Consider the following 19263-nt stretch of genomic DNA (forward strand, 5'->3'; position numbering starts at 1 on the left):
AGGGCTTTCTGTGTCTTCTTGTTGATTATTCGCCTAAGCTATACGCAATCACATAATCGCCATGATCAGGTGACTGACGCGCACCGCCTGCGGAAATCACTACATATTGCTTACCTGTTTTTGGTGAAATGTAGCTGATTGGCGTACCCTGGCTACCCACAGGTAAACGGGCTTTCCACAATTCTTCACCATTGGATGAATTGAAGGCGCGTAAGTAGTAATCCTGTGTCGCTGCGAAGAACACCAAACCACCTTGTGTTGCCATTGGACCGCCAATGGTTGGCATACCAATCGGTGCTTTTAAGCCCATTTTGATGCCCATTGGACCTGTATCTTCGACTGTACCCAACGGAACCTGCCATGCAATTTGACGAGTTTTCATATCAATTGCAGTCATGGTACCAAATGGTGGTTTTTGACAAGGAATGCTTAACGCTGACCAGAAACGGTTTTTGTTGACTTTGTATGGGGTACCTTTCATTGGTACTGCACCCATACCCGTATTTACTTTCTCACCGCCATTGGCTTGAATCGCCAAGTCTTCAGGAGTCTGTTTGATCAACTGAATCCAAAGCCCTAAACGCATGTCATTCACAAACATATATCGATGCGTTGGATCGAAAGCAATAGAACCCCAGTTCATGCCACCCAACGAACCTGGGAAGCTTAATGACACATCCGTACCTGGTGCAGTAAATAGACCTTCGTAACGCATCGATTTAAAATTAATACGACACATCAATTGATCAAATGGTGTAGCACCCCACATATCTGATTCAGTCAGCGTTTGATTACCAATTTGTGGCATTTCAATAGAACGTGGTTGGGTCAAACTGTATTGTTCATTTGGAATATCTGCAGCTTTCACAGGCTGTTCAACGACTTTGGTTAATGGTTTACCTGTAACACGGTCAAGCACAAAGAACTGACCAGACTTCGTACCAATGACTACAGCAGGTTTAGTCGAACCATCTTTCAGTGGAAAATCGACTAAACTTGGTTGCATTGGCAAGTCAAAGTCCCATAAATCATTATGTACTGTTTGATAGACCCACTTTTCTTTACCTGTGGTCGCATCAAGTGCCAATACCGAAGTATTGTATTTATGATCCAATGGTTGACGGTTTGCACCCCAAAGGTCAACTGATGAACTTCCCATTGGTAAGAACACCGTATTCATTTGAGGATCATAAGACATTGCCGCCCATGAGTTGGCTGAACTACGTTTATAAGTTTCACCTGGTTTTAACACATAGTTCGGATCTGGATTACGCGGATCGAACGCCCAACGTAGTTTACCTGTAATGACATCATATGCACGAATTACACCACCCGGCATGTCTGCACCTACGTTATCGGCAATACGGCTGCCAATGACAATCGACGTACCTGCAATGGTCGGTGCCGAAGTCACTTCAAAACGTGGTGCTTTGGTGCCATCACCTAAGCCTTCAAGTAAATTTACCGTACCATCGATACCAAAGTCTTTACAACGCTCACCTGTATCGGCATTGACTGCAATTAAACGACCATCAGGTGTATTGGTATATACACGACGAGGGCAAGCTGTATTGGTCGCGACTGCGGTTACGGCGGTTGCGCCTGCCAAGGTTGGCTGTACCAATGCTTGCGTCGAATCAAAATAAGCAACGCCACGGCAACGCTCCCAAGCATCGGCTTTAGAGTTGACTTCGGCTTTCCAGATTTGTTTACCTGTGTCCGCATCCAAAGCAATCATGTTGTTATGCGGGGTACATAAAAAGACTTTATTGCCGACCTGTAATGGTGTCATTTGATCTTCTGCACCATTACCCGAACCTGTGGTCATATCCCCCGTTTGGAAACGCCAAGCTTCTTTTAACTTAGATACGTTATTACGGTTAATTTGGTCGAGTGCAGCGAAACGGCTACCGCCTGCATCACTACCGTAATGATCCCAATTCACTTGCTGTTTACCTGGTTCCACAGGTACAAGTGGCAATTCCTCACCCGATGCTTGAACGGTTGGATGTGGAATGAACATACCGTATAAACCACCGAACATACCCAAAACAGTCAATCCCCCCACCACATAAGCTGGTGCTGACATTGCTGTCTGTTGCTGGTATTTACGAATGGATGGCAATGTGAATAACACAGCAGCAAATAAGCCTGCGGGGAACATTAAGCGTGAATGTAGTGGCCAGAATTCAAAGCCAGTATCAATCAATGCCCAAATGACAGTACCAATAAAGACTAAACAGAATAATCCGACCCCAAGGGCTTTTTTTCGAAAAATGAAAATCGCTGAAACGATCGTCACTAAGCCTGCAATAAAGAAGTACCAAGAGCCACCTAAACTGATGAGCTTTCCGCCACCAATTAAATAAAATAGACCTGTTAACAATAAGGCCAAACCTAGGATAAAGCACCATATTTTAAATATGGCTCCTGGCTTAGATTGAGCTTCAGACATACATCTTACTCCAAGTGCCGTGCGTTTAAATGACCACTCCCTCTCTCCTTTGAGTATCATTTATCTTCACGAATAAATTCTCGTGCTTTCGCAACTGGGTTACGAAAGCCATGACTTAAGTGTTTAAACAAAACAGCACTACTGTTTATATTTTAATCATTTTCACAATCTAAGTGCTGTTAAAAATTAACTTTCATACTTAAACCTGCGACCCACGCGTCCTCTACTTCTTTAACCCCTGTTGGTTGGTAGATGTATTGCAAGTTTGGTCTGAGCATGACCGCTGGTGACCATTGGTAGGTGTAATTCAGCTCGACATTCAGCTCGTCACGTTGAATCGGAACGTAGTCGCTGGCAATGGCATCGTAACTGTAATAACCACGACCTTCATTGGTGGCGATTTGCTTGTCCGTCGCACGATCATTCACGACATAATTGGCTAAGCCAAAACCGATGGAATCATTTGGACGGCTATCAAAAGGACCTTTGTACCAAAGCGCGAGTTGTTGTGTACTTTCTACAAATGTTGTGGCCTTATCATTCACGACGCCATTAAAGCTAATGTATAAACCACGCTTCGGATCTGCCCCATGCTGTGTGAGTTGCTGTTGCGCATTCAACCAAAAACTGTATTTACCATCTTGCATTTCGCCACTGCGTATATCTTTTGCTTCGGCAGTGGAATACAGTGCACCTACTTTATATTCACCAGGCAAGCTATTAAACGCGGCTAACTTTGGTTTCCAAGCCAACTCTACAGGAATGGTGGCACCCTCAACATTGTCCATATCAAGGTTAAAACCATCACTGTCTGAGTCTGTTTTGACATTGTCTGGGTTGACTTCATACACACCCAGACCAAGTGACCATGCAGGTGCAAATTGGTATTTAAGATTGGTACCCCAGAGTCCTACAGGCCAGTTGTACCAGATCGAGCCAATGGATTTACCTAACTGACCACCACAAAGCAGCAAGTTCTGGAATTCACATTGTGAGCTGTTAAAGTCATCCGACATCCCCATACGACCAATCTTGAATTGGACTTTATTGTCGTCAAATCCCGTTTTGATCCATGCTTGGGTGAGGCGCCAGATTTTTCCACGCCCGTAAATTTCTTGGGTATTGCCTAATGTGCTGGCACGCGGATCTTTAATCCGTTCTAGAGTTAAAGAATTACCATCACGTTTGGTAATCATTAAACCTGCGGTGGTGTTTTCCCAACCTGCAATTTTATTTAAATCAAAATTGGCACCCAGTGTGAGCTGCGCGGCATTGTCAAAACTATTGTCATCGTTATAGCCACCAGCCAAATTGGTTGCTGCCTGACTCATAATTGCAGCGGTAAATTTATAACCTTGATCTTCCAGTTGCTTCCGTTCACCGTTCCAATCACCCAATAACCATTGGCGGTCTGCCGAATAAAACTCATTGGCTGAAGCCAATTGGCAAGTTAAAAGTGCCAAAGATAATGTGCCTAGTTTTAATAGTTGTTGCATACCAAACATCCTTTTCTGTGAGGAAAGCTCAACTCAGGTGAGCTTTCCATGCGGTTTTTATTATTTAATCCGAACGGCTGGACTTAGTTCAGAAGTTGCGCCCAAGTGGTCTGTGACATTCGCCGTCACACTTGCAGCACCACTCAGTGCCTTCCAAGTGACTTGACCCTGACCTTGTGCATTGGTTGTTAAAACTTGCATTCCTAAATACTGTTCAGCTTCTTGAGCATTCGCTCGACGGTTGGCAAAGAATTCAACGTGGTAGCGTTGATTTGGTTGCCCTTGGACTGTCGCGGTAATTCGTGCTTTGCTATAGCTTAAACGTGGCGCTTGAATGTTTTGGTTTGGCATCGCATTACAGCCTTGTTCATTCGACTGTGTACAGGTTTTTTGCAGTTTTGCTGCTTCAATCACCACACCACCACCACGAGAACCGACAAAGCCAGCATGTTCTAGTGCAGGCACTGCAAATACAATGGCACCCAAACGTTGATCTGGCACACATGAACCACCTGCTTCACAGCGTTTAATGTCTTTGCCATTGTCCCAAATTAAGTTTTTGGTCAAGGTTGTGCGAGCATTGGCATCTTTTTCTGAACGAATGGCAATGCCAAGACGATTAGCATGAACTTTATTGCTGTCAAAAATGTTGCCATCACCAGTGAGGTTAAAGCCAATTGAGTTGTTGGTCAGTTCGTTATAAGCGATGTAGTTGCGCTTACCCCAGTTGATTTGCAAACCATCAGAGTAATTTTCAAATTTATTCCCGACTACTGCATTGTCATTACCCCACAGGATTTCAATACCCTGAGATGGCTCTGGATTAGCTTTGGTTGAAGTAAACAAGTTATTGGCCACAAGGTTAAATGCCGCACCACGGGTGAGCTCAAGACCATCCCCATTATCCACAAACAGGTTGTTCAAAACTTTGTTGTTATTGGTGGTGGTTGAGGTTGGATTGCCCTTGCCATCATCACCAGTCAGCATCACACCTGAACCACCGTAGTTATTACTGATACGGTTATGTTGAATCAGGTTGTTGCTTGAGCGGTTCACTAAAACACCAATACAGAAACGATGAATATCAAGACCTTTTAAAGTCACGCCATTTACATCTTGCAGAACCAGACCGGGCAAAGTCGTGGTACGGACATTGGTGCCGTACTGTTCAGGGTTTGCCCCCGGACACGCTTTCGCACCCTCACCTTTAATATAATTTGAACCATCAATCGCAATAAACTCGCCTGTTTTGTCCCATTGCATCCCGATGATCTTCACTGAAGACTTAATTGGCGGCAAAGGCTGATTTAGTTTAATTGCATAGGGGGCTTGCCCCACAGCTTGGATGTGAATTTCATTTTCCTGCGTCGCATTGGCATTCGATTGTTCAATCGCCCAACGCAGTGAACCTTTTGCACTATCGTCCTGATAACGATCCACAATATAAGTTTCTGCACTGGCCAAACCTGATGCCGCTAAACTAAAAACCAATGTGGTCAAACGTAAAGTTGATGGTTTCATATTTTAAATCCTTTTCTATCCTTGAAGATGAATATCGCAGTGCATTAAGGGGTTGGCTGTACTGTTTTCAGCAACTGCTTCAATTGAGTCACATCAATTTGACCTGGCGCAGACGCTTCACCAATCATACCGAAACTTAGACTGCCGCCCATATTGGCAGTTGCCACACGTGAAATCGTGCCCAACTGTCCCATAGACATAGTCAGCAGTGGTTTTTGACTTTTTTGACTGACTGCTAAAGTGGCATTCATGAGGGTAAAGACATCTTGTTTTGACTTCGGCATTACCGCAATTTTGAGAATGTCTGCGCCCATCTGATCTTGTTTCAATAAGCGGCTTTCTATGTCTTGTTGATCGGGTGTCTTGGAAAAATCATGATTTGACATGATCACCAACACTTTCTTGTCATGTGCCAACTTCGTTAATTTCGCTACACTTCCAGCATTGCGGAACATCTCGATATCTAGCAATTGCATAAATGGCTTTTTCAGGTATTCACGATAAATCTTTTCATAGTCTTGGTCAGACACCGTCATTTTTCCGCCTTCGTTATGGGTACGAATGGTGGCAATCAACGGTTTATTTTTTAGGATTTGATTCAGCTGCTGACCCAGTGCAATCACTTTTTTCGTGTCGGCAGAAAATTCCAGTAAGTCGATGCGAAACTCAGCCACATCTGCATTGGGATTACTGGCAATTACTTTGGCTTGTGCAAGTGCTTGTTCAGCCGTTTTTGCAGTAATGGGTACAATGGTTTTAACAGGCAAATCACCAATATTGACGTTTTTGACCATATAGTGTTGTACATGAGATTGAGCTGTTTCAGCTGCAAATGTCGCTGGCATTGCTGCGATAACTGCACTGCTTAAGCAAAGTTGCATCGCAATTTTTTTAATCTTAATCATTACATTTCCTTGTATTTACAAACTTATTGCCTGACTTCTGTCGTAAACGGCAAATATACGTGGGATGGATGAAATGGGTCATACCATCACCACGCATAAACTTGATTCATTTCAACAAGAGCAATAATGAACTAGCTGCTCTTGCCAATTCCGACAATTAGATATCTAAGAAAACAGTTTCATCTTCACCTTGAATACGGATATCAAAGCGATACACCACTTCACTATCACGCTCTTCACGCTTAGCAATGAGGGTTTGACGACGAGGTGCCCATTCAATCCCTTTCAATACTGGATCTTGTGCATTGGCTTCAGCTTCATCTTCGAAATACACACGGGTATTCAAACCCATGTTAATCCCGCGAGCAAAGATGATCAGTGCAATATGGGGGGCTTGAGTTGTGCCTTTACGGCCTGGAACAGCACCCGGCTTAATGGTATTAAAACTCCAGAAACCTGTTTCGAAGTCTGCGCCTGTACGTCCCCAACCAAGGAAATTAGGGTCTGCTTGTTTATCCTGAGTATCGGCATCACTTGGATAGACACCATTGGCATCAGCTTGCCAGATTTCAACCAATACATCACGAAGCGGTAAGCCCAAACCGTCAAATACTTGACCTTCCAAGCGGATACGTTCGCCGAAGGTTTTTTCTTGGACTAACTGATTGTTGAAGTTGTTTTCAAAGACTTCAATGTTGGCTTGTTGTGGCAACAAGCCAATGTGAACATATGGTCCACCTGTTTGAGATGGAGTTTCATGCAATTCTTGAAAGTTCCAATTGTTCATGTTGTTCTCCCTGAATTAAGTCAAATCATTTTCGAAATAAGTCGCACGACGACCACGTAAAGTGATGTCAAAGCGGTAACAACGGCTGTCTGCTTCAATGAAGTTGCTCTTGTCTTCTAAAGCAATCAATGCACGACGTTGTTCTTCCGAAGGAATGGTTTTAATAATTGGACACGAATCAATGAGCGTATCGCCTTCAAAGTAGAATTGCGAAATGAGACGTTGCGCCCAACCATCAGCAATCAAAGAGAAATGAATGTGTGCAGGACGCCATTCATTAATACGGTTACGCCAAGGATACGGACCCGGTTTAATGGTACGGAATACAAAATAACCATTGGCATCAGTCATCATGCGACCACAGCCGCCAAAGTTCGGATCCATTGCACCAATAAATTGGTCATTTGGATGACGGTAGCGCCCTGAAGCATTGGCTTGCCACACTTCGAGCAAAGCATTTTTGACTGGGCGACCAAACTGATCACGGACATAACCATGCACAATAATGCGCTCGCCAATCGGCAAACCTTCTTTGGCATAGTTCAAGATCAAATCATTATCTTTAGGACCAAACTGGTCTGCACTGAAATGCGGTGCGGTCACTTCAGTTAAAGTTTCTGCAATTGAGATCAATGCATTTTTAGGCGAGCGTAATACACTGGTTTTGTAGCCAGGTGCGTATGCTGGCGGATGATCATCGGTATTGCGTTGTGCGTATGCACCTAAAATAAGTTGCGACATGTGACGTCCCTCTTAATCTTGTTCCATTACTCTTGATTGGTTTGTTCTGAATCAGATTGCAGTTCACTGAGTTTTTTTGGTGCAATGCCCAAATCTGCAAATACCTCTTCTGCCATATGCATGGCTGCATTGGCTGCCGGTAGACCTGCATAGAGTGAGCAGTGCAGAATCAATTCTTTTAACTCATCCTTAGTCACACCATTGTTAAAACAAGCACGTAAATGCATACGTAATTCGTCTTCACGACCTAGAGACAATAAAATTGCAATCGTCACTAAACTGCGGGTGTGGCGGGGCAAACCTGGTCTAGACCACACTTCACCCCATGCAAAACGGCTGATAAAGTTTTGAAAATCTGCGTTGAAATCATTCAGGTTCTCGATCGAACGATTCACATGCTTTTCACCTAGCACTTCAGTTCGGACTTTGATCCCTTGTTCATAGCGTTGTTCATCATTCATGGGAGAATCCTCAATTAAGTTGCGTCAGTATGTGCAACAAGTGATTTAACAAAAATTGCGACAGCCGCTGCCGTTGCAGGAATCATGAGTAAGCTCAAAATTGCAGTAAACGACCAGTCATTGCCGAGTAATACCGCACCAATCCAAGCACCAAATACCGCACCGAAACGACCAATTCCAGACATCCAAGCCACACCTGTTGCACGGCATTGCGTCGGGTAAAAACGAGCGCTGAGTGCTGGCATAGCCGACTGTGCACCATTAATTGCAACACCTGCGCAAAGCACTAAAATGGCAAGTAATGTCGGGTTTGCTAAGCTCTGCCCCACAGCGAAGGCAAAGATTCCAGCGACAAAATAGAAACCTGCAATAATACGGTTCGGATTGAAGCGATCCATTGCCCAGCCAATAAATAAAGCGCTGAGTACACCGCCAAATTGGAACAAACCACCGATGAATGCTGCACGCTCTAAAGAAGCCCCTGTTTCACGCATTAAGGTTGGTAACCAACTGGTGAGCAGGTAAATCATCACCAAACCCATGAAATAGGTCAGCCACAATAAAACTGTACCTTTGACATATTTCTGAGAGAACAGCATGCCAAACACGCCTTTCTTCTCTGCACCTTCCGCTTTTTCCTCTGGCACATGAAACTCAGTGACACCTTGTACCTTTTCAGGTGCAATATGCGTCAAAATTTGATGGACTTTGGCATTATCACGACCTTTTACAATCAGGAAACGGTAAGACTCTGGGAGGAAGAAAATCACCAAGATCATCAAGATCAATGGCGACCAACCGCCCAGTAAAAACAGGCTATGCCAACCAAAGGTTGGGATTAACCAACTGCTGATGAAACCACCCGTCGCCATACCCAGGTTGTAACCACAGAACATGCAGGTCACGAGTAATGAGCGGGAGCGCTGCGGGCAATATTCAGAAAATAGCGTGGTTGCATTTGGCATGGCTGCGCCCAAACCAATACCCGTTAAAAAGCGCAGTACCACTAAAGTGTTTAAGTCAGTTGCATAATGCCGATGCCAGAGTAAAACCACCAAAAATCAGCATCGAAACACTTAAAACAATCTTGCGCCCAAAGCGGTCAGCGGTTGGACCAGACACCAACGCACCAATAATCATGCCGCCTAAAGCCGCGCTCATGACTGGACCCAGTTGCGAACGGTCTATCCCCCAGTCTTGTGCTAAAGCGGGAGCAATAAAACCCATTGCCGCAGTATCAATACCGTCAACAAAAACAATGAGAAAACATACAATTGCGATAAGCCACTGATATTTGCTAATCGGTGCATCATTAATCAGTGCTTGTGCGTCTATACTCGTTTTTTGAGTAGCGTATTCCTGAGACGCCATACCTGCCTCCTTGGGCTGAAAGTCCTTTTAAAATCCTTAAACTATTGAATCGATCCAATAAACTGGCTGAGGGTTTGGGTAAACAGCTCAGGTTGCTCAATATTGGAAAGATGCGATGCATCAATCACCGCAAGTTCACTCTTTTGAATCTGTTGTTGCATAAAGACGCCATCTGCCACTGTCGTGACTGGATCAAATGCGCCTGCAATCAATAAAGTAGGAATCTGAATCTGTTGAATTTCTTCGCTCAAATCTGCTTGCACCAATGCACGGCAAGATTCTGCATAACCCATTGCTGGCGTAGTCGCTAAAGACTGAATGGTGCGCTGTGCCAAAGCATCATGTTGATAATCAAACTGTTCGCTGAACCAACGGGTATGCGTAGTTTTGACCAAATCTGCTAAGCCATTGGCTGTCACTGCATCTGCACGCGCATTCCAACCTTCTTCAGTCCAAATTTTAGCTGCTGAGTTCGCCACAGTTATGCTATGAAAACGATCTGCATGATGAATACCGAGCCACAAAGCCGTCATGCCGCCCATCGAAATTCCACAAAAATGCGCTTTTTCAATGTTTAAACCATCAAGAATATCAATCACATCTTCTGCAAGATTTTGTACAGTGGTTTGCTCAATCACATCGCTTTGCCCATGACCACGCGTGTCATAAGTCACCACTTTGAACTGCTGTTCAAAAGCAGCAACTTGTGGCTGCCACATGCTTTTATCTGTACCTAACGAGTTTGAAAATACAATCACAGGCGCATTGTCTTGCCCACTGATCGCAACGGCTAAAGTCTTGCCTTGACGATTGGTCATCGTGATATTCACTTTGCCTCTCCTTTTGCTTCTTGCAACACCGCATTAATCTGGTCATGAATATTGCCAAGATAAGATTCGGGTTTAAAAATTTCTAAAACCTGAGCTACGCTGAATAAGTCTTTAACTTCATCCAATTCAGCAATCACATCTCTTAAATGCACGCCTTTTGCAACAGCTGTTTTACACGCATCCTCTACCAGATGATGAGCCTGTAAACGTCCGATGTGTGGCGCCAATGCCATCATCACCGCTTCTGCCATAATTAAGCCTTGAGTACATTCCAAATTGCGCTGCATGTTCTCTGCACTAACTTGCATCCCTTGTAAAACATCCAAAGTTCGCTCTAAAGCACCTGCACAGAGTTGAAAAATTTCAGGCAATGCTAGCCATTCCGCATGCCATCCCCCTAGACTGCGCTCATGTTCTTGCACCATGCTTTGATACAAACTCGACATCAACACAGGGACACGATTGGCTGCGGCCAATACAGATGCCGCCGCGACAGGATTGCGCTTATGTGGCATAGTGGATGAGCCACCACGACCTTTTGCGGTTGGCTCAAACACTTCAGCAATTTCAGTTTGCATCATCAAAGACCAGTCACGTGCCATCTTGCCCAAGCTACCTGTCACTATTGCGAGAACACTTGCCACTTCGACAATACGGTCGCGCTCACCATGCCAAGTACAGCTTGGAACAGAAAGTTGTAACTGCGCTGCAAAGGCTTGAACGACGGCTGTACCTTGATGCTGCAAAGATGCCAATGAACCGACTGCACCACCCAATTGAGCAGTAAACACACGCGTTTTCATGGCTTCAATACGGGCCAAATCACGATGAAAGGCCGAAGCCCAACGCGCTAATTTATGACCTAAGGTAATGGGTAAACCTTGCTGCAACCACGTGCGCCCAATCATGACTTGCGAGCGATACTGTTCCGCTTGGGTCATTGTGGTGCGATAACATTGCTGAATTAAAGCTTCAACCTGCGTCATTGCCGCACGGCATTGCAAAATGCAGGCTGTATCTAAAATGTCTTGACTGGTTGCACCCCAATGTACATAACGTGCAGCATCTTCATCGTTTTGTTTCACAATTGCAGTTAATTGCTTCACAAAAGGAATCGCGATATTGCCCGCCAAGCCTGTAGCAACAGCTAAAGCATCAAAGTCAATCTGATCGAGTGCAGTTGCTGCAATGTTGGAAATTGCGGTTGCGGCAGATTCTGGAATAACACCGACTTGAGCCTGCGCTTGTGCCAAGGCAACTTCCGCCTCAATCATGTAAGACACCAACGCGTGATCACTGAAAATTTCAGTCACCTCATTTTGGTAAAATAAGCTGGCATATAACTGGCTCATGATCGCTATCCTTAACTCTGCTTTAAACCCGCTGAATAATCATTGCAATACCTTGACCGACACCAATACACATCGAACATAGCGCATAGCTTCCACCCGTTTGTTCCAATTGATTTAATGCTGTGGTGACTAAACGTGCACCCGATGCACCCAGTGGATGACCAATCGCAATCGCACCGCCATTTGGATTCACTTGAGTCGTATCGTCAGCCAGACCTAGGTCACGGGTAACGGCCAGTGCTTGTGCCGCAAACGCTTCATTCAGCTCAATCACATCCATCTGCTCTAATGTCAGATTGGCTTGTTTCAGTAACTTTTTGATGGCAGGTGCAGGTGCAAAGCCCATAATACGTGGTTCTACACCCACTGCTGTTGAAGCAATGATTTTGGCACGTGGTTTAAGCTGGTACTCTTGAATCGCGTGTTCTGAAGCAATCAGTACAGCAGCTGCACCGTCATTGATGCCTGATGCATTCCCCGCAGTGACAGTGCCTTCTGCTGTGACGACTGGCTTCAGTTTTGCCAAACCTTCTAAGGTGGTCGATGCACGTGGATGTTCATCGGTATCGATCACAATCGGATCACCCTTACGCTGTGGAATATTCACAGGGACGATCTCATGTTTAAAAAAGCCTTGGGCCTGAGCGGCTGCTGTACGCTGTTGACTTGTCAAGGCAAACTGATCTTGATCTGCTCGACCAATATTAAATTGTTGCGCCACGTTTTCAGCCGTCTGCGGCATGGTGTCTACACCATACATGGCTTTCAGCTTTGGATTGATAAAACGCCAGCCCATGGTGGTGTCTTCAATCTTCTGACTACGGCCATAAGCGCTTTCTGATTTACCCATAACAAAAGGTGCACGAGACATACTTTCGACGCCTCCTGCGATGATTAAATCTGCTTCGCCGGCTTTAATCGCACGAGCTGCCATGGCAATCGCATCCAGCGATGAACCACATAGACGGTTGATGGTGGTTGCTGGGACTTCGACCGGTAAACCTGCCAATAGTGCCGACATACGACCCACATTACGGTTATCTTCACCGGCTTGGTTGGTACAGCCGTAGATCACATCATCCACCTGTTTCCAGTCCACGCTGGGATTACGTTGCATCAAGGCTTGAATAGGTAATGCACCTAAGTCATCAGCACGGACTGGGGCTAAACCCCCAGCATAACGACCAAATGGGGTGCGGATAGCATCGATAATATACGCATTTTTCATATTTCATTTTCCCTTTGAATCCCCCTAAATCCCCTTTTAATCAAGGGGGACTTTCTCAGGGGGTATTCATTCATTTCTTCAATCCGTTCCGTGTAGCTCTTCCCTTTATAAAAGGGTGAGAAGCACTGAAGAGGGATTTAAGGAGATTTCATCCGTTAATTCTGTTGTGTCGCATCAATCAGCGAAGCACCCGTCATTGCCTGCAATTCTGCAAAGCTTAAGCCATCCACTTTCTCAATCACTTTTAAACCTTCGGACGTAACATCAATCACACACAGATCTGTGTAAATACGGTCAACACATTTCAGCCCTGTTGCTGGATAAGTCAGCTCTGCCACAATCTTTGGCTCACCTTGTTTGGTGACATGATCGGTGGTGATGAATACTTTTTTGGCACCTACAGCTAAATCCATCGCACCGCCCACCGCAGGAATCGCATCTGGTGCACCGGTATGCCAATTCGCCAAATCACCATTCGCCGCCACTTGAAAGGCACCGAGTACTGCAATATCCAAATGCCCACCACGCATCATGGCAAAAGAATCACCATGATGGAAAAAGCTGCCGCCTTGCAGCATGGTTACATATTCTTTGCCTGCGTTGATCAGTTCAGGGTCTTCTTGGCCTTTTTCTGGTGGTGGACCAAAAGCCAATAAACCATTTTCAGAATGCAGGAACACGTCTTTGTCTGAAGGCAGGTAGCTGGCAATCTTGGTCGGTAAGCCAATACCGAGATTGACATACGCACCATCGGGGATATCTTGTGCCACACGTTCTGCAATTTGGTTACGGCTGAGTTTTTGATAGCTCATGATGTTCTCCCGATTACACAGCAACAGGTTCAGGTTGAACCTGCACCACGTGTTGAACAAAAATACCTGCGGTGATGATGTGCTCAGGGTCTAAAGCTCCTAAGTCCACCACTTCAGAGACTTGTGCAATGGTCACGCCTGCTGCCATTGCCATAATCGGGCCGAAGTTACGTGCCGATTTGCGGTAAACCAGATTGCCCCAACGGTCGCCTTGCTGTGCTTTAATCAGAGCAAAGTCGGCTTTGATTGGATATTCCAACACATAATCTTTACCGTCGATATGACGGGTTTCTTTGCCTTCGGCCAATAAGGTGCCGTAGCCTGTTGGGGTGAAAACTGCACCAAGTCCCATACCAGCTGCTTGAATACGACAGGCCAGATTGCCTTGTGGCACCAATTCCAATTCGATTTTTCCTGCACGATAGAGTTCGTCGAAAACCCAAGAATCGGACTGACGCGGGAACGAACAGATGACTTTTTTTACTGCACCAGCTTTCAGCAGCTTTGCCAGACCATAGTCACCATTGCCTGCATTGTTGCTAACGATGGTGAGGTCTTTAATACCGAGTTGAATTAAGCCATCAATTAGTTCAGCAGGTTGTCCTGCTGTACCAAAACCACCAATCATGATGGTTGAGCCGTCGGTGATTTGGGAGAGCACTTCCTCGAGGGATGCCGCACTTTTATCTATCATTAGATAACTCCATTGTGCATCATGCAAATTTGAAAAGGCGCGGAAAACTAACTTGTACTGGAGGACGATTCAGCTAAAACGACATTCCCTAGTTTTTTAGTTCGATTTCCTTATATGTTCATTTTTTATAATTTCTATGTTTTAGGCTAGTTGGTAAGTTTAGTTTTCGTTCGATTATCGAACAACTTTATTGCTTATCGTACAAAACCTGATTTTTTTAGTCTGATTTCACGCTATAGTAAAAACTAAGAGAGAAACAAAAAATATGCAGGATATTAAGTATGAATGAGAAATTGAGAAAAACTGAAAAGCTACTTCTAAATAAAGACAATAAAAAAACCATTCGACATGAAGATTTTGTGGCCGGTATCAGTAAAGGTATGGCGATTCTGGACAGCTTTGGTACTGACCGACATCGTTTAAATATTTCTATGGCAGCAGAACGAACAGGCATGACACGGGCTGCTGCACGGCGTCACTTGCTTACCCTTGAATATTTAGGTTATTTAGAATCTGATGGTCATTATTTCTACCTAACCCCTAAAATTTTAAAATTTTCAGGTTCTTATCTTGGGGGCGCTCAGCTTCCTAAAATTTCTCAACCCTTACTCAATTTGTTGACCAATCAGACATCTTTGATCTTTTCAGTTATGGTACTGGATGGATATGAGGCTATTACAATTGCTCGCAGTGCAGCCCATCAACAAACCGACCGAGTTAATCCTTACGGCCTGCATCTTGGTAATCGTTTGCCCGCACATGCAACTTCTGCAGGAAAAATTCTATTGGCACATTTAGAATTAAATGAACAGCTTGAATGGCTAGAGAAGTATCCTTTACAACGATTAACCAAATATACGCATACTGAAAATGAGGAGTTTCTAGAACTTTTACATGAGATCAAGGAATTTGACTGGTGTTATTCATGTGAAGAACATGAGCTAGGTGTGCATGCGCTTGCTGTTCCTATTTATGACCATAGGTCTAAAGTGATCGCAGCCTTAAATATTGTCTCCCCCACCATGCGAACAACCAAGGAATATTTGGTTCAAAATATTCTACCTTTACTCCAAGAAACAGCTCGAGAACTGCGTAATATTTTATAATTTATCATGGCTTTGTTGCACAAAGATTTAAAGATTATAGCTACCCGAGTCTACTCATGTTTAAGTGACAATTTAGGTATGAGGTCGGACTAATTCCGTAAATTTATTTAATACTGCCATAACTAAACCCGAACCCAATAAGAAACCAACAAGCATTCCTTGCCAAATAAAAACAGCTCTTTGCTTCTTATCAATCATTTATCTCTCAAGTAATCAACCAACTTTATTATTCCTAAGTAATCAGCTAAATAAAAAATAGAAAACATGATTACAAAAGCCCGTCATAATTCCCCAAAAACGTAATGCATCAATCAGATTTATCCCCCTATTTTGATTTAATTCTAATCAATCGTAACCCGCATGTTATAAATGGGAAAAATTTTATCACCGGCAAGCCTGCGTAGCGTAACTTCGCTATATCTATGATTGAGATACCAAGCAGACAAGCAACCTGCAAAATATCTCGTCATGTAAAGACCGCCCGGTCTCTTCCCTGCTGCTTTCCTAAGTACATCGCCTGGTCTGCTCTTGCAATGGCTTTTTCCATGCTTTCATCAGCCTCGACGTGGATAATACCGACCGTGGCGGTGATATAGATCACTTCACCACTTTTTAATCGGGTCGGATTGCTATGCAATGACTGAAAAATTCTGTCGATAATCTCATGCAGAGAATCAGCATTATCCACTTCCAGAAAGATTAAAAATTCCTCGCCACCAAAGCGAAAAATGTTGTCCGTATCTCGAAGAGAATCTCGCAGTAACTGCGCCGTATGGGCAAGAACTTCATCACCCGCCTGATGTCCATATTGATCATTGACCACTTTAAAATGATCCAGATCCAGTAAACCGAGCGCCAATATTTTCTGGTTTTTTTCAGCACTCTGACGCAAGGCACTGAATTGATTCTCCATTCCATATCTTAAAGCCAAACCGGTTAAAGGATCATACTGCAATGACTGGGTAATAAACTGGGTTCTAAAATAAATCAGCAGTTCCAGTAGATCACTCTGGCTTTTTTGATATTGACTGACTAAGACTGCCTCTACGGATTGATTGTCACTGAGCCTGGAAAATATATGATGCAAATGATGATGCACAAAATAATGCGCCTGCTCCAGTTCCTGGGTTTTATCAGGATTGATTTTTTCAAACTTGGCGCGATTGGATTGAAACCATTTGCCAAAATGACACAATAAATGGCTTTCTTTCGCGGAAAATTGTGGCTCGGCAGGTGTTTTTAAAACGAGATATTGAAATACTTTTTGCGCCCAGGCGATATGTAGCCGAATGCCCTCGTCTATTTCGATCAGTGCTGCATTTTGAGAATTTTTAGTGGGATGTAATTGATCCATAGAAAAGCGTATCTCAAATATGTGTATGGAATAGGTTGAACAACAGGTCATTTACAGCATTTAAAATTTCTTGTCGGCAAGCATCCCATAAAGTATTGATCTAACTTTTATTTTACTTGATTTGTGGTCTTTTATTAAGTTGAATTTAAAATAAGATCGATGTGAAAAAGTTCAAATCCGAACATGAATCAATGGACACAGTGCAACGATAGCAGAACGTACAGCGCCATTTTTAGCTCTCTTTCATCATGCGCAATGATGCATTATTTTTAAGCCCATCTTTGTTAGAAGCAAAGGTTGGAATCTCCCTATCCTAACAATAGGGACAGCTTTCCTCTTCACATTCTGTTCACGACTCTTTATCTAGAGTGAATACATAAATTTAAGCCGGACAGTGATGATGAAACATGTTAAGAAAATAATGGCAGCGGCCTTGTCCTTACCGCTACTATCTTTGACCGGATGTCAAAGTATTTCCAGTTATTCAGCCGATTATGCAAAATCCAGAAGCGCTGTTCAGGGGGTAGCCCTGGATGGGGAAAAAGCGCTGGATATTGGCACCCGGTTTACCTCAGCATTTAATACTTTGGGCACACCGGCCTTTGTGGAACGAGCCGGCTCGCTGTATGCCGATAAACTGTTCATTAACGATACCCTGTCGCAGTTTTCATCCAAGCAAAATCTGGTCCAGCATTTTCAGGGTATGAACAAACGGGTCAGCAATGTCAGTGTCAAGCTGTTAAACACCTCTTATCATCAGGATTCTGCCTATGTGCACTGGCATATGGCCTATGATTTTAAGATGTTCGGCACGACCCGCAGCATGGATTCTTTTGGCATCAGCGAAATTAAGGTCAACGCGGACAACAAGATTATTTTCCAGCAGGATTTCTGGGACCCTGCGAATGGCCTGTACCGTTCCCTGCCTTATGTCGGAGGGGTCTATTCATGGCTACTGCCTTTCAAAAAATAGCGGTCAGCACGGCGTTACTGCTGGGATGTAGCTTCAGTCCATGGGCGCAGGCACAAAACTTGAATGAATGTGGCAATGGTCCGCTGATGGTGGGTCAAAAACAGGTTGGTATGGCCAGTTATTTTGCCCAAAACTGTAGCCAGTCCTGGCAAGAGCAGACCATCCAGATGGACTTTGCCTATACCCAGAATATTCCGGAATGGGCATTCAAGCGTGCCGCCACGCATCTGCTCAAGCGTAACGTCAAAGACCCCAACATCCAGGTCATTTTCAAGCCGATCAGCGATTTGTATCGTCCGGTCAGATCAGGTGATCTGTACCGCTTGAAATACAGCCATGTCACGCAAACCCTGAGTTTATCCCTCAACCGGAAAAATTTAGGACAGCTGCAGCATCCGCTGGCCCAGCAATATTTTAATATATGGCTTGGTCCGCAGCCATTTAGTGCTAAATTAAAACAGCAATTATTAAATTAGTATCCGCGACTATGTCCAAACATTTTATCCTGATGGTTGAAGACCATTATGAACTGGCTTCTACCTTATGCGAGTTTCTGGAAGAACATGATTTTGTGGTGGATCATGCACGGAATCTGAATGCTGCGCGCCAGTTACTGAAACAGCAGCGCTATCATATCTTGCTGCTGGATATTAACCTGCCGGACGGTTCCGGTTATGAACTGTGTGAATGGCTGCGTCATGAAGAAGGTCTGGACCTGCCGGTGCTGATGCTGACTGCCCGGGATACCCTGGATGACAAGCTCAAAGGCTTCAATTCCGGCACGGATGATTACCTGGTCAAGCCCTTTGACTTTAACGAGCTGGTGGTGCGGGTCAGAGCCCTGATCAAGCGTTCGCTGGGTGAAGTTTCTAGTAGCCGTCTGCAAATTCACGATTTGGTTCTGGACCCGGCCAGACAGCAGTTGACCCGGGCTGGTCAGAGCATTGAGCTGCCTCCAATTCAGTTTAAACTGCTAAAATTGCTGATGCGCCATTCACCTAAAGTGCTGACCAAACAGGAAATCATGATGGAGCTTTGGGGCGATGAAGAGCCGGAAAGTGATGCTTTACGCAGTCATATCTATAATCTGCGTAAGATGGTCGACAAGCCTTTTGAGCAGAAGCTGATTCATACCATATCCGGTGTCGGTTTAAAGATTGCTTTAGAGCCTTAAACT

General features: G+C 44.4%; 17 protein-coding genes and 1 pseudogene. 4 read left to right on the plus strand and 14 right to left on the minus strand.

Going from position 1 to position 19263, the window contains the following annotated elements; all coding sequences use genetic code 11:
* Window positions 1-25 precede the first annotated feature (25 nt).
* The 13 genes and pseudogenes from H4I94_RS03805 to H4I94_RS03865 all read right to left on the minus strand — a co-directional run bounded on the left by H4I94_RS03805 (window position 26) and on the right by H4I94_RS03865 (window position 14653).
* A complete protein-coding gene (locus tag H4I94_RS03805) occupies window positions 26-2455 on the minus strand; it encodes a glucose/quinate/shikimate family membrane-bound PQQ-dependent dehydrogenase (protein WP_261181518.1) in 2430 nt (809 codons plus the stop codon).
* A 179-nt stretch (window positions 2456-2634) separates the two neighbouring features.
* Window positions 2635-3951, minus strand: a complete 1317-nt coding sequence (locus tag H4I94_RS03810; protein ID WP_261181519.1) for a carbohydrate porin — start codon at window positions 3949-3951, stop codon at window positions 2635-2637.
* Window positions 3952-4011: 60 nt separating this feature from the next.
* A complete protein-coding gene (locus tag H4I94_RS03815; protein WP_261181520.1) occupies window positions 4012-5472 on the minus strand; it encodes a NosD domain-containing protein in 1461 nt (486 codons plus the stop codon).
* Window positions 5473-5516: 44 nt separating this feature from the next.
* The gene (gene aroD / locus H4I94_RS03820; RefSeq protein WP_261181521.1) at window positions 5517-6377 is read right to left on the minus strand and encodes a type I 3-dehydroquinate dehydratase; all 861 of its coding nucleotides are present in this window, start codon (window positions 6375-6377) and stop codon (window positions 5517-5519) included.
* A gap of 157 nt (window positions 6378-6534) precedes the next feature.
* A complete protein-coding gene (gene pcaG, locus H4I94_RS03825; protein WP_261181522.1) occupies window positions 6535-7164 on the minus strand; it encodes a protocatechuate 3,4-dioxygenase subunit alpha in 630 nt (209 codons plus the stop codon).
* 15 nt (window positions 7165-7179) lie between these two features.
* On the minus strand, window positions 7180-7905 hold the full coding sequence (gene pcaH, locus H4I94_RS03830) for a protocatechuate 3,4-dioxygenase subunit beta (RefSeq protein WP_016167603.1): 726 nt from the start codon (window positions 7903-7905) through the stop codon (window positions 7180-7182).
* 26 nt (window positions 7906-7931) lie between these two features.
* On the minus strand, window positions 7932-8366 hold the full coding sequence (gene pcaC / locus H4I94_RS03835) for a 4-carboxymuconolactone decarboxylase (RefSeq protein ID WP_044740783.1): 435 nt from the start codon (window positions 8364-8366) through the stop codon (window positions 7932-7934).
* 14 nt (window positions 8367-8380) lie between these two features.
* Window positions 8381-9737: pseudogene (locus H4I94_RS03840) on the minus strand (MFS transporter).
* Window positions 9738-9778: 41 nt separating this feature from the next.
* Window positions 9779-10555, minus strand: coding sequence for a 3-oxoadipate enol-lactonase (gene pcaD, locus H4I94_RS03845; protein WP_409976743.1), 777 nt, complete (start codon window positions 10553-10555; stop codon window positions 9779-9781).
* Between the two features lie 8 nt (window positions 10556-10563).
* Window positions 10564-11919, minus strand: coding sequence for a 3-carboxy-cis,cis-muconate cycloisomerase (gene pcaB, locus H4I94_RS03850; protein ID WP_261181524.1), 1356 nt, complete (start codon window positions 11917-11919; stop codon window positions 10564-10566).
* A 22-nt stretch (window positions 11920-11941) separates the two neighbouring features.
* A complete protein-coding gene (gene pcaF / locus H4I94_RS03855) occupies window positions 11942-13147 on the minus strand; it encodes a 3-oxoadipyl-CoA thiolase (protein WP_261181525.1) in 1206 nt (401 codons plus the stop codon).
* 155 nt (window positions 13148-13302) lie between these two features.
* The gene (locus tag H4I94_RS03860) at window positions 13303-13959 is read right to left on the minus strand and encodes a 3-oxoacid CoA-transferase subunit B (RefSeq protein ID WP_261181526.1); all 657 of its coding nucleotides are present in this window, start codon (window positions 13957-13959) and stop codon (window positions 13303-13305) included.
* Between the two features lie 13 nt (window positions 13960-13972).
* Window positions 13973-14653, minus strand: coding sequence for a 3-oxoacid CoA-transferase subunit A (locus tag H4I94_RS03865; RefSeq protein ID WP_092819527.1), 681 nt, complete (start codon window positions 14651-14653; stop codon window positions 13973-13975).
* Between the two features lie 281 nt (window positions 14654-14934).
* Between H4I94_RS03865 and pcaU the strand changes: the two genes are divergently transcribed.
* The gene (gene pcaU, locus H4I94_RS03870) at window positions 14935-15759 is read left to right on the plus strand and encodes an IclR family transcriptional regulator PcaU (protein ID WP_143002180.1); all 825 of its coding nucleotides are present in this window, start codon (window positions 14935-14937) and stop codon (window positions 15757-15759) included.
* Between the two features lie 466 nt (window positions 15760-16225).
* Here pcaU and H4I94_RS03875 read toward each other — a convergent pair whose 3' ends face one another.
* Window positions 16226-17113 carry a diguanylate cyclase gene (locus H4I94_RS03875; protein ID WP_261181527.1) on the minus strand — a complete coding sequence of 296 codons (888 nt, stop codon included), beginning with the start codon at window positions 17111-17113 and terminating at the stop codon, window positions 16226-16228.
* 400 nt (window positions 17114-17513) lie between these two features.
* Between H4I94_RS03875 and H4I94_RS03880 the strand changes: the two genes are divergently transcribed.
* Genes H4I94_RS03880 through H4I94_RS03890 form a run of 3 tightly spaced genes read left to right on the plus strand, consistent with a single transcriptional unit; the run spans window position 17514 to window position 19260 of the window.
* Window positions 17514-18086, plus strand: a complete 573-nt coding sequence (locus H4I94_RS03880; protein ID WP_261181990.1) for a nuclear transport factor 2 family protein — start codon at window positions 17514-17516, stop codon at window positions 18084-18086.
* Window positions 18062-18562 carry a chalcone isomerase family protein gene (locus H4I94_RS03885; RefSeq protein ID WP_261181528.1) on the plus strand — a complete coding sequence of 167 codons (501 nt, stop codon included), beginning with the start codon at window positions 18062-18064 and terminating at the stop codon, window positions 18560-18562. The genes H4I94_RS03880 and H4I94_RS03885 overlap by 25 nt, the downstream gene beginning before the upstream one ends.
* 11 nt (window positions 18563-18573) lie before the next feature.
* Window positions 18574-19260 (plus strand): response regulator transcription factor, encoded by a 687-nt coding sequence (locus H4I94_RS03890; protein WP_131273775.1) that lies wholly within the window; start codon window positions 18574-18576, stop codon window positions 19258-19260.
* The last annotated feature ends 3 nt before the right edge of the window (window positions 19261-19263 follow it).

The organism is Acinetobacter sp. T_3_1, from assembly GCF_025377055.1.
Classification (GTDB): Bacteria; Pseudomonadota; Gammaproteobacteria; order Pseudomonadales; family Moraxellaceae; genus Acinetobacter; species Acinetobacter kookii.

What these genes read in the sequence shown, in the direction of transcription:
- pcaU (WP_143002180.1), top strand. Translation starts at nt 14,935, where the DNA reads ATGAATGAGAAATTGAGAAAAACTGAAAAGCTACTTCTAAATAAAGAC.
- H4I94_RS03875 (WP_261181527.1), bottom strand. Translation starts at nt 17,113, where the DNA reads ATGGATCAATTACATCCCACTAAAAATTCTCAAAATGCAGCACTGATC.
- pcaG (WP_261181522.1), bottom strand. Translation starts at nt 7,164, where the DNA reads ATGAACAATTGGAACTTTCAAGAATTGCATGAAACTCCATCTCAAACA.
- pcaB (WP_261181524.1), bottom strand. Translation starts at nt 11,919, where the DNA reads ATGAGCCAGTTATATGCCAGCTTATTTTACCAAAATGAGGTGACTGAA.
- H4I94_RS03865 (WP_092819527.1), bottom strand. Translation starts at nt 14,653, where the DNA reads ATGATAGATAAAAGTGCGGCATCCCTCGAGGAAGTGCTCTCCCAAATC.
- H4I94_RS03885 (WP_261181528.1), top strand. Translation starts at nt 18,062, where the DNA reads ATGGCTACTGCCTTTCAAAAAATAGCGGTCAGCACGGCGTTACTGCTG.
- pcaH (WP_016167603.1), bottom strand. Translation starts at nt 7,905, where the DNA reads ATGTCGCAACTTATTTTAGGTGCATACGCACAACGCAATACCGATGAT.
- pcaD (WP_409976743.1), bottom strand. Translation starts at nt 10,555, where the DNA reads ATGACCAATCGTCAAGGCAAGACTTTAGCCGTTGCGATCAGTGGGCAA.
- H4I94_RS03890 (WP_131273775.1), top strand. Translation starts at nt 18,574, where the DNA reads ATGTCCAAACATTTTATCCTGATGGTTGAAGACCATTATGAACTGGCT.
- H4I94_RS03860 (WP_261181526.1), bottom strand. Translation starts at nt 13,959, where the DNA reads ATGAGCTATCAAAAACTCAGCCGTAACCAAATTGCAGAACGTGTGGCA.
- H4I94_RS03815 (WP_261181520.1), bottom strand. Translation starts at nt 5,472, where the DNA reads ATGAAACCATCAACTTTACGTTTGACCACATTGGTTTTTAGTTTAGCG.
- aroD (WP_261181521.1), bottom strand. Translation starts at nt 6,377, where the DNA reads ATGATTAAGATTAAAAAAATTGCGATGCAACTTTGCTTAAGCAGTGCA.
- H4I94_RS03805 (WP_261181518.1), bottom strand. Translation starts at nt 2,455, where the DNA reads ATGTCTGAAGCTCAATCTAAGCCAGGAGCCATATTTAAAATATGGTGC.
- H4I94_RS03880 (WP_261181990.1), top strand. Translation starts at nt 17,514, where the DNA reads ATGAAACATGTTAAGAAAATAATGGCAGCGGCCTTGTCCTTACCGCTA.
- pcaF (WP_261181525.1), bottom strand. Translation starts at nt 13,147, where the DNA reads ATGAAAAATGCGTATATTATCGATGCTATCCGCACCCCATTTGGTCGT.
- pcaC (WP_044740783.1), bottom strand. Translation starts at nt 8,366, where the DNA reads ATGAATGATGAACAACGCTATGAACAAGGGATCAAAGTCCGAACTGAA.
- H4I94_RS03810 (WP_261181519.1), bottom strand. Translation starts at nt 3,951, where the DNA reads ATGCAACAACTATTAAAACTAGGCACATTATCTTTGGCACTTTTAACT.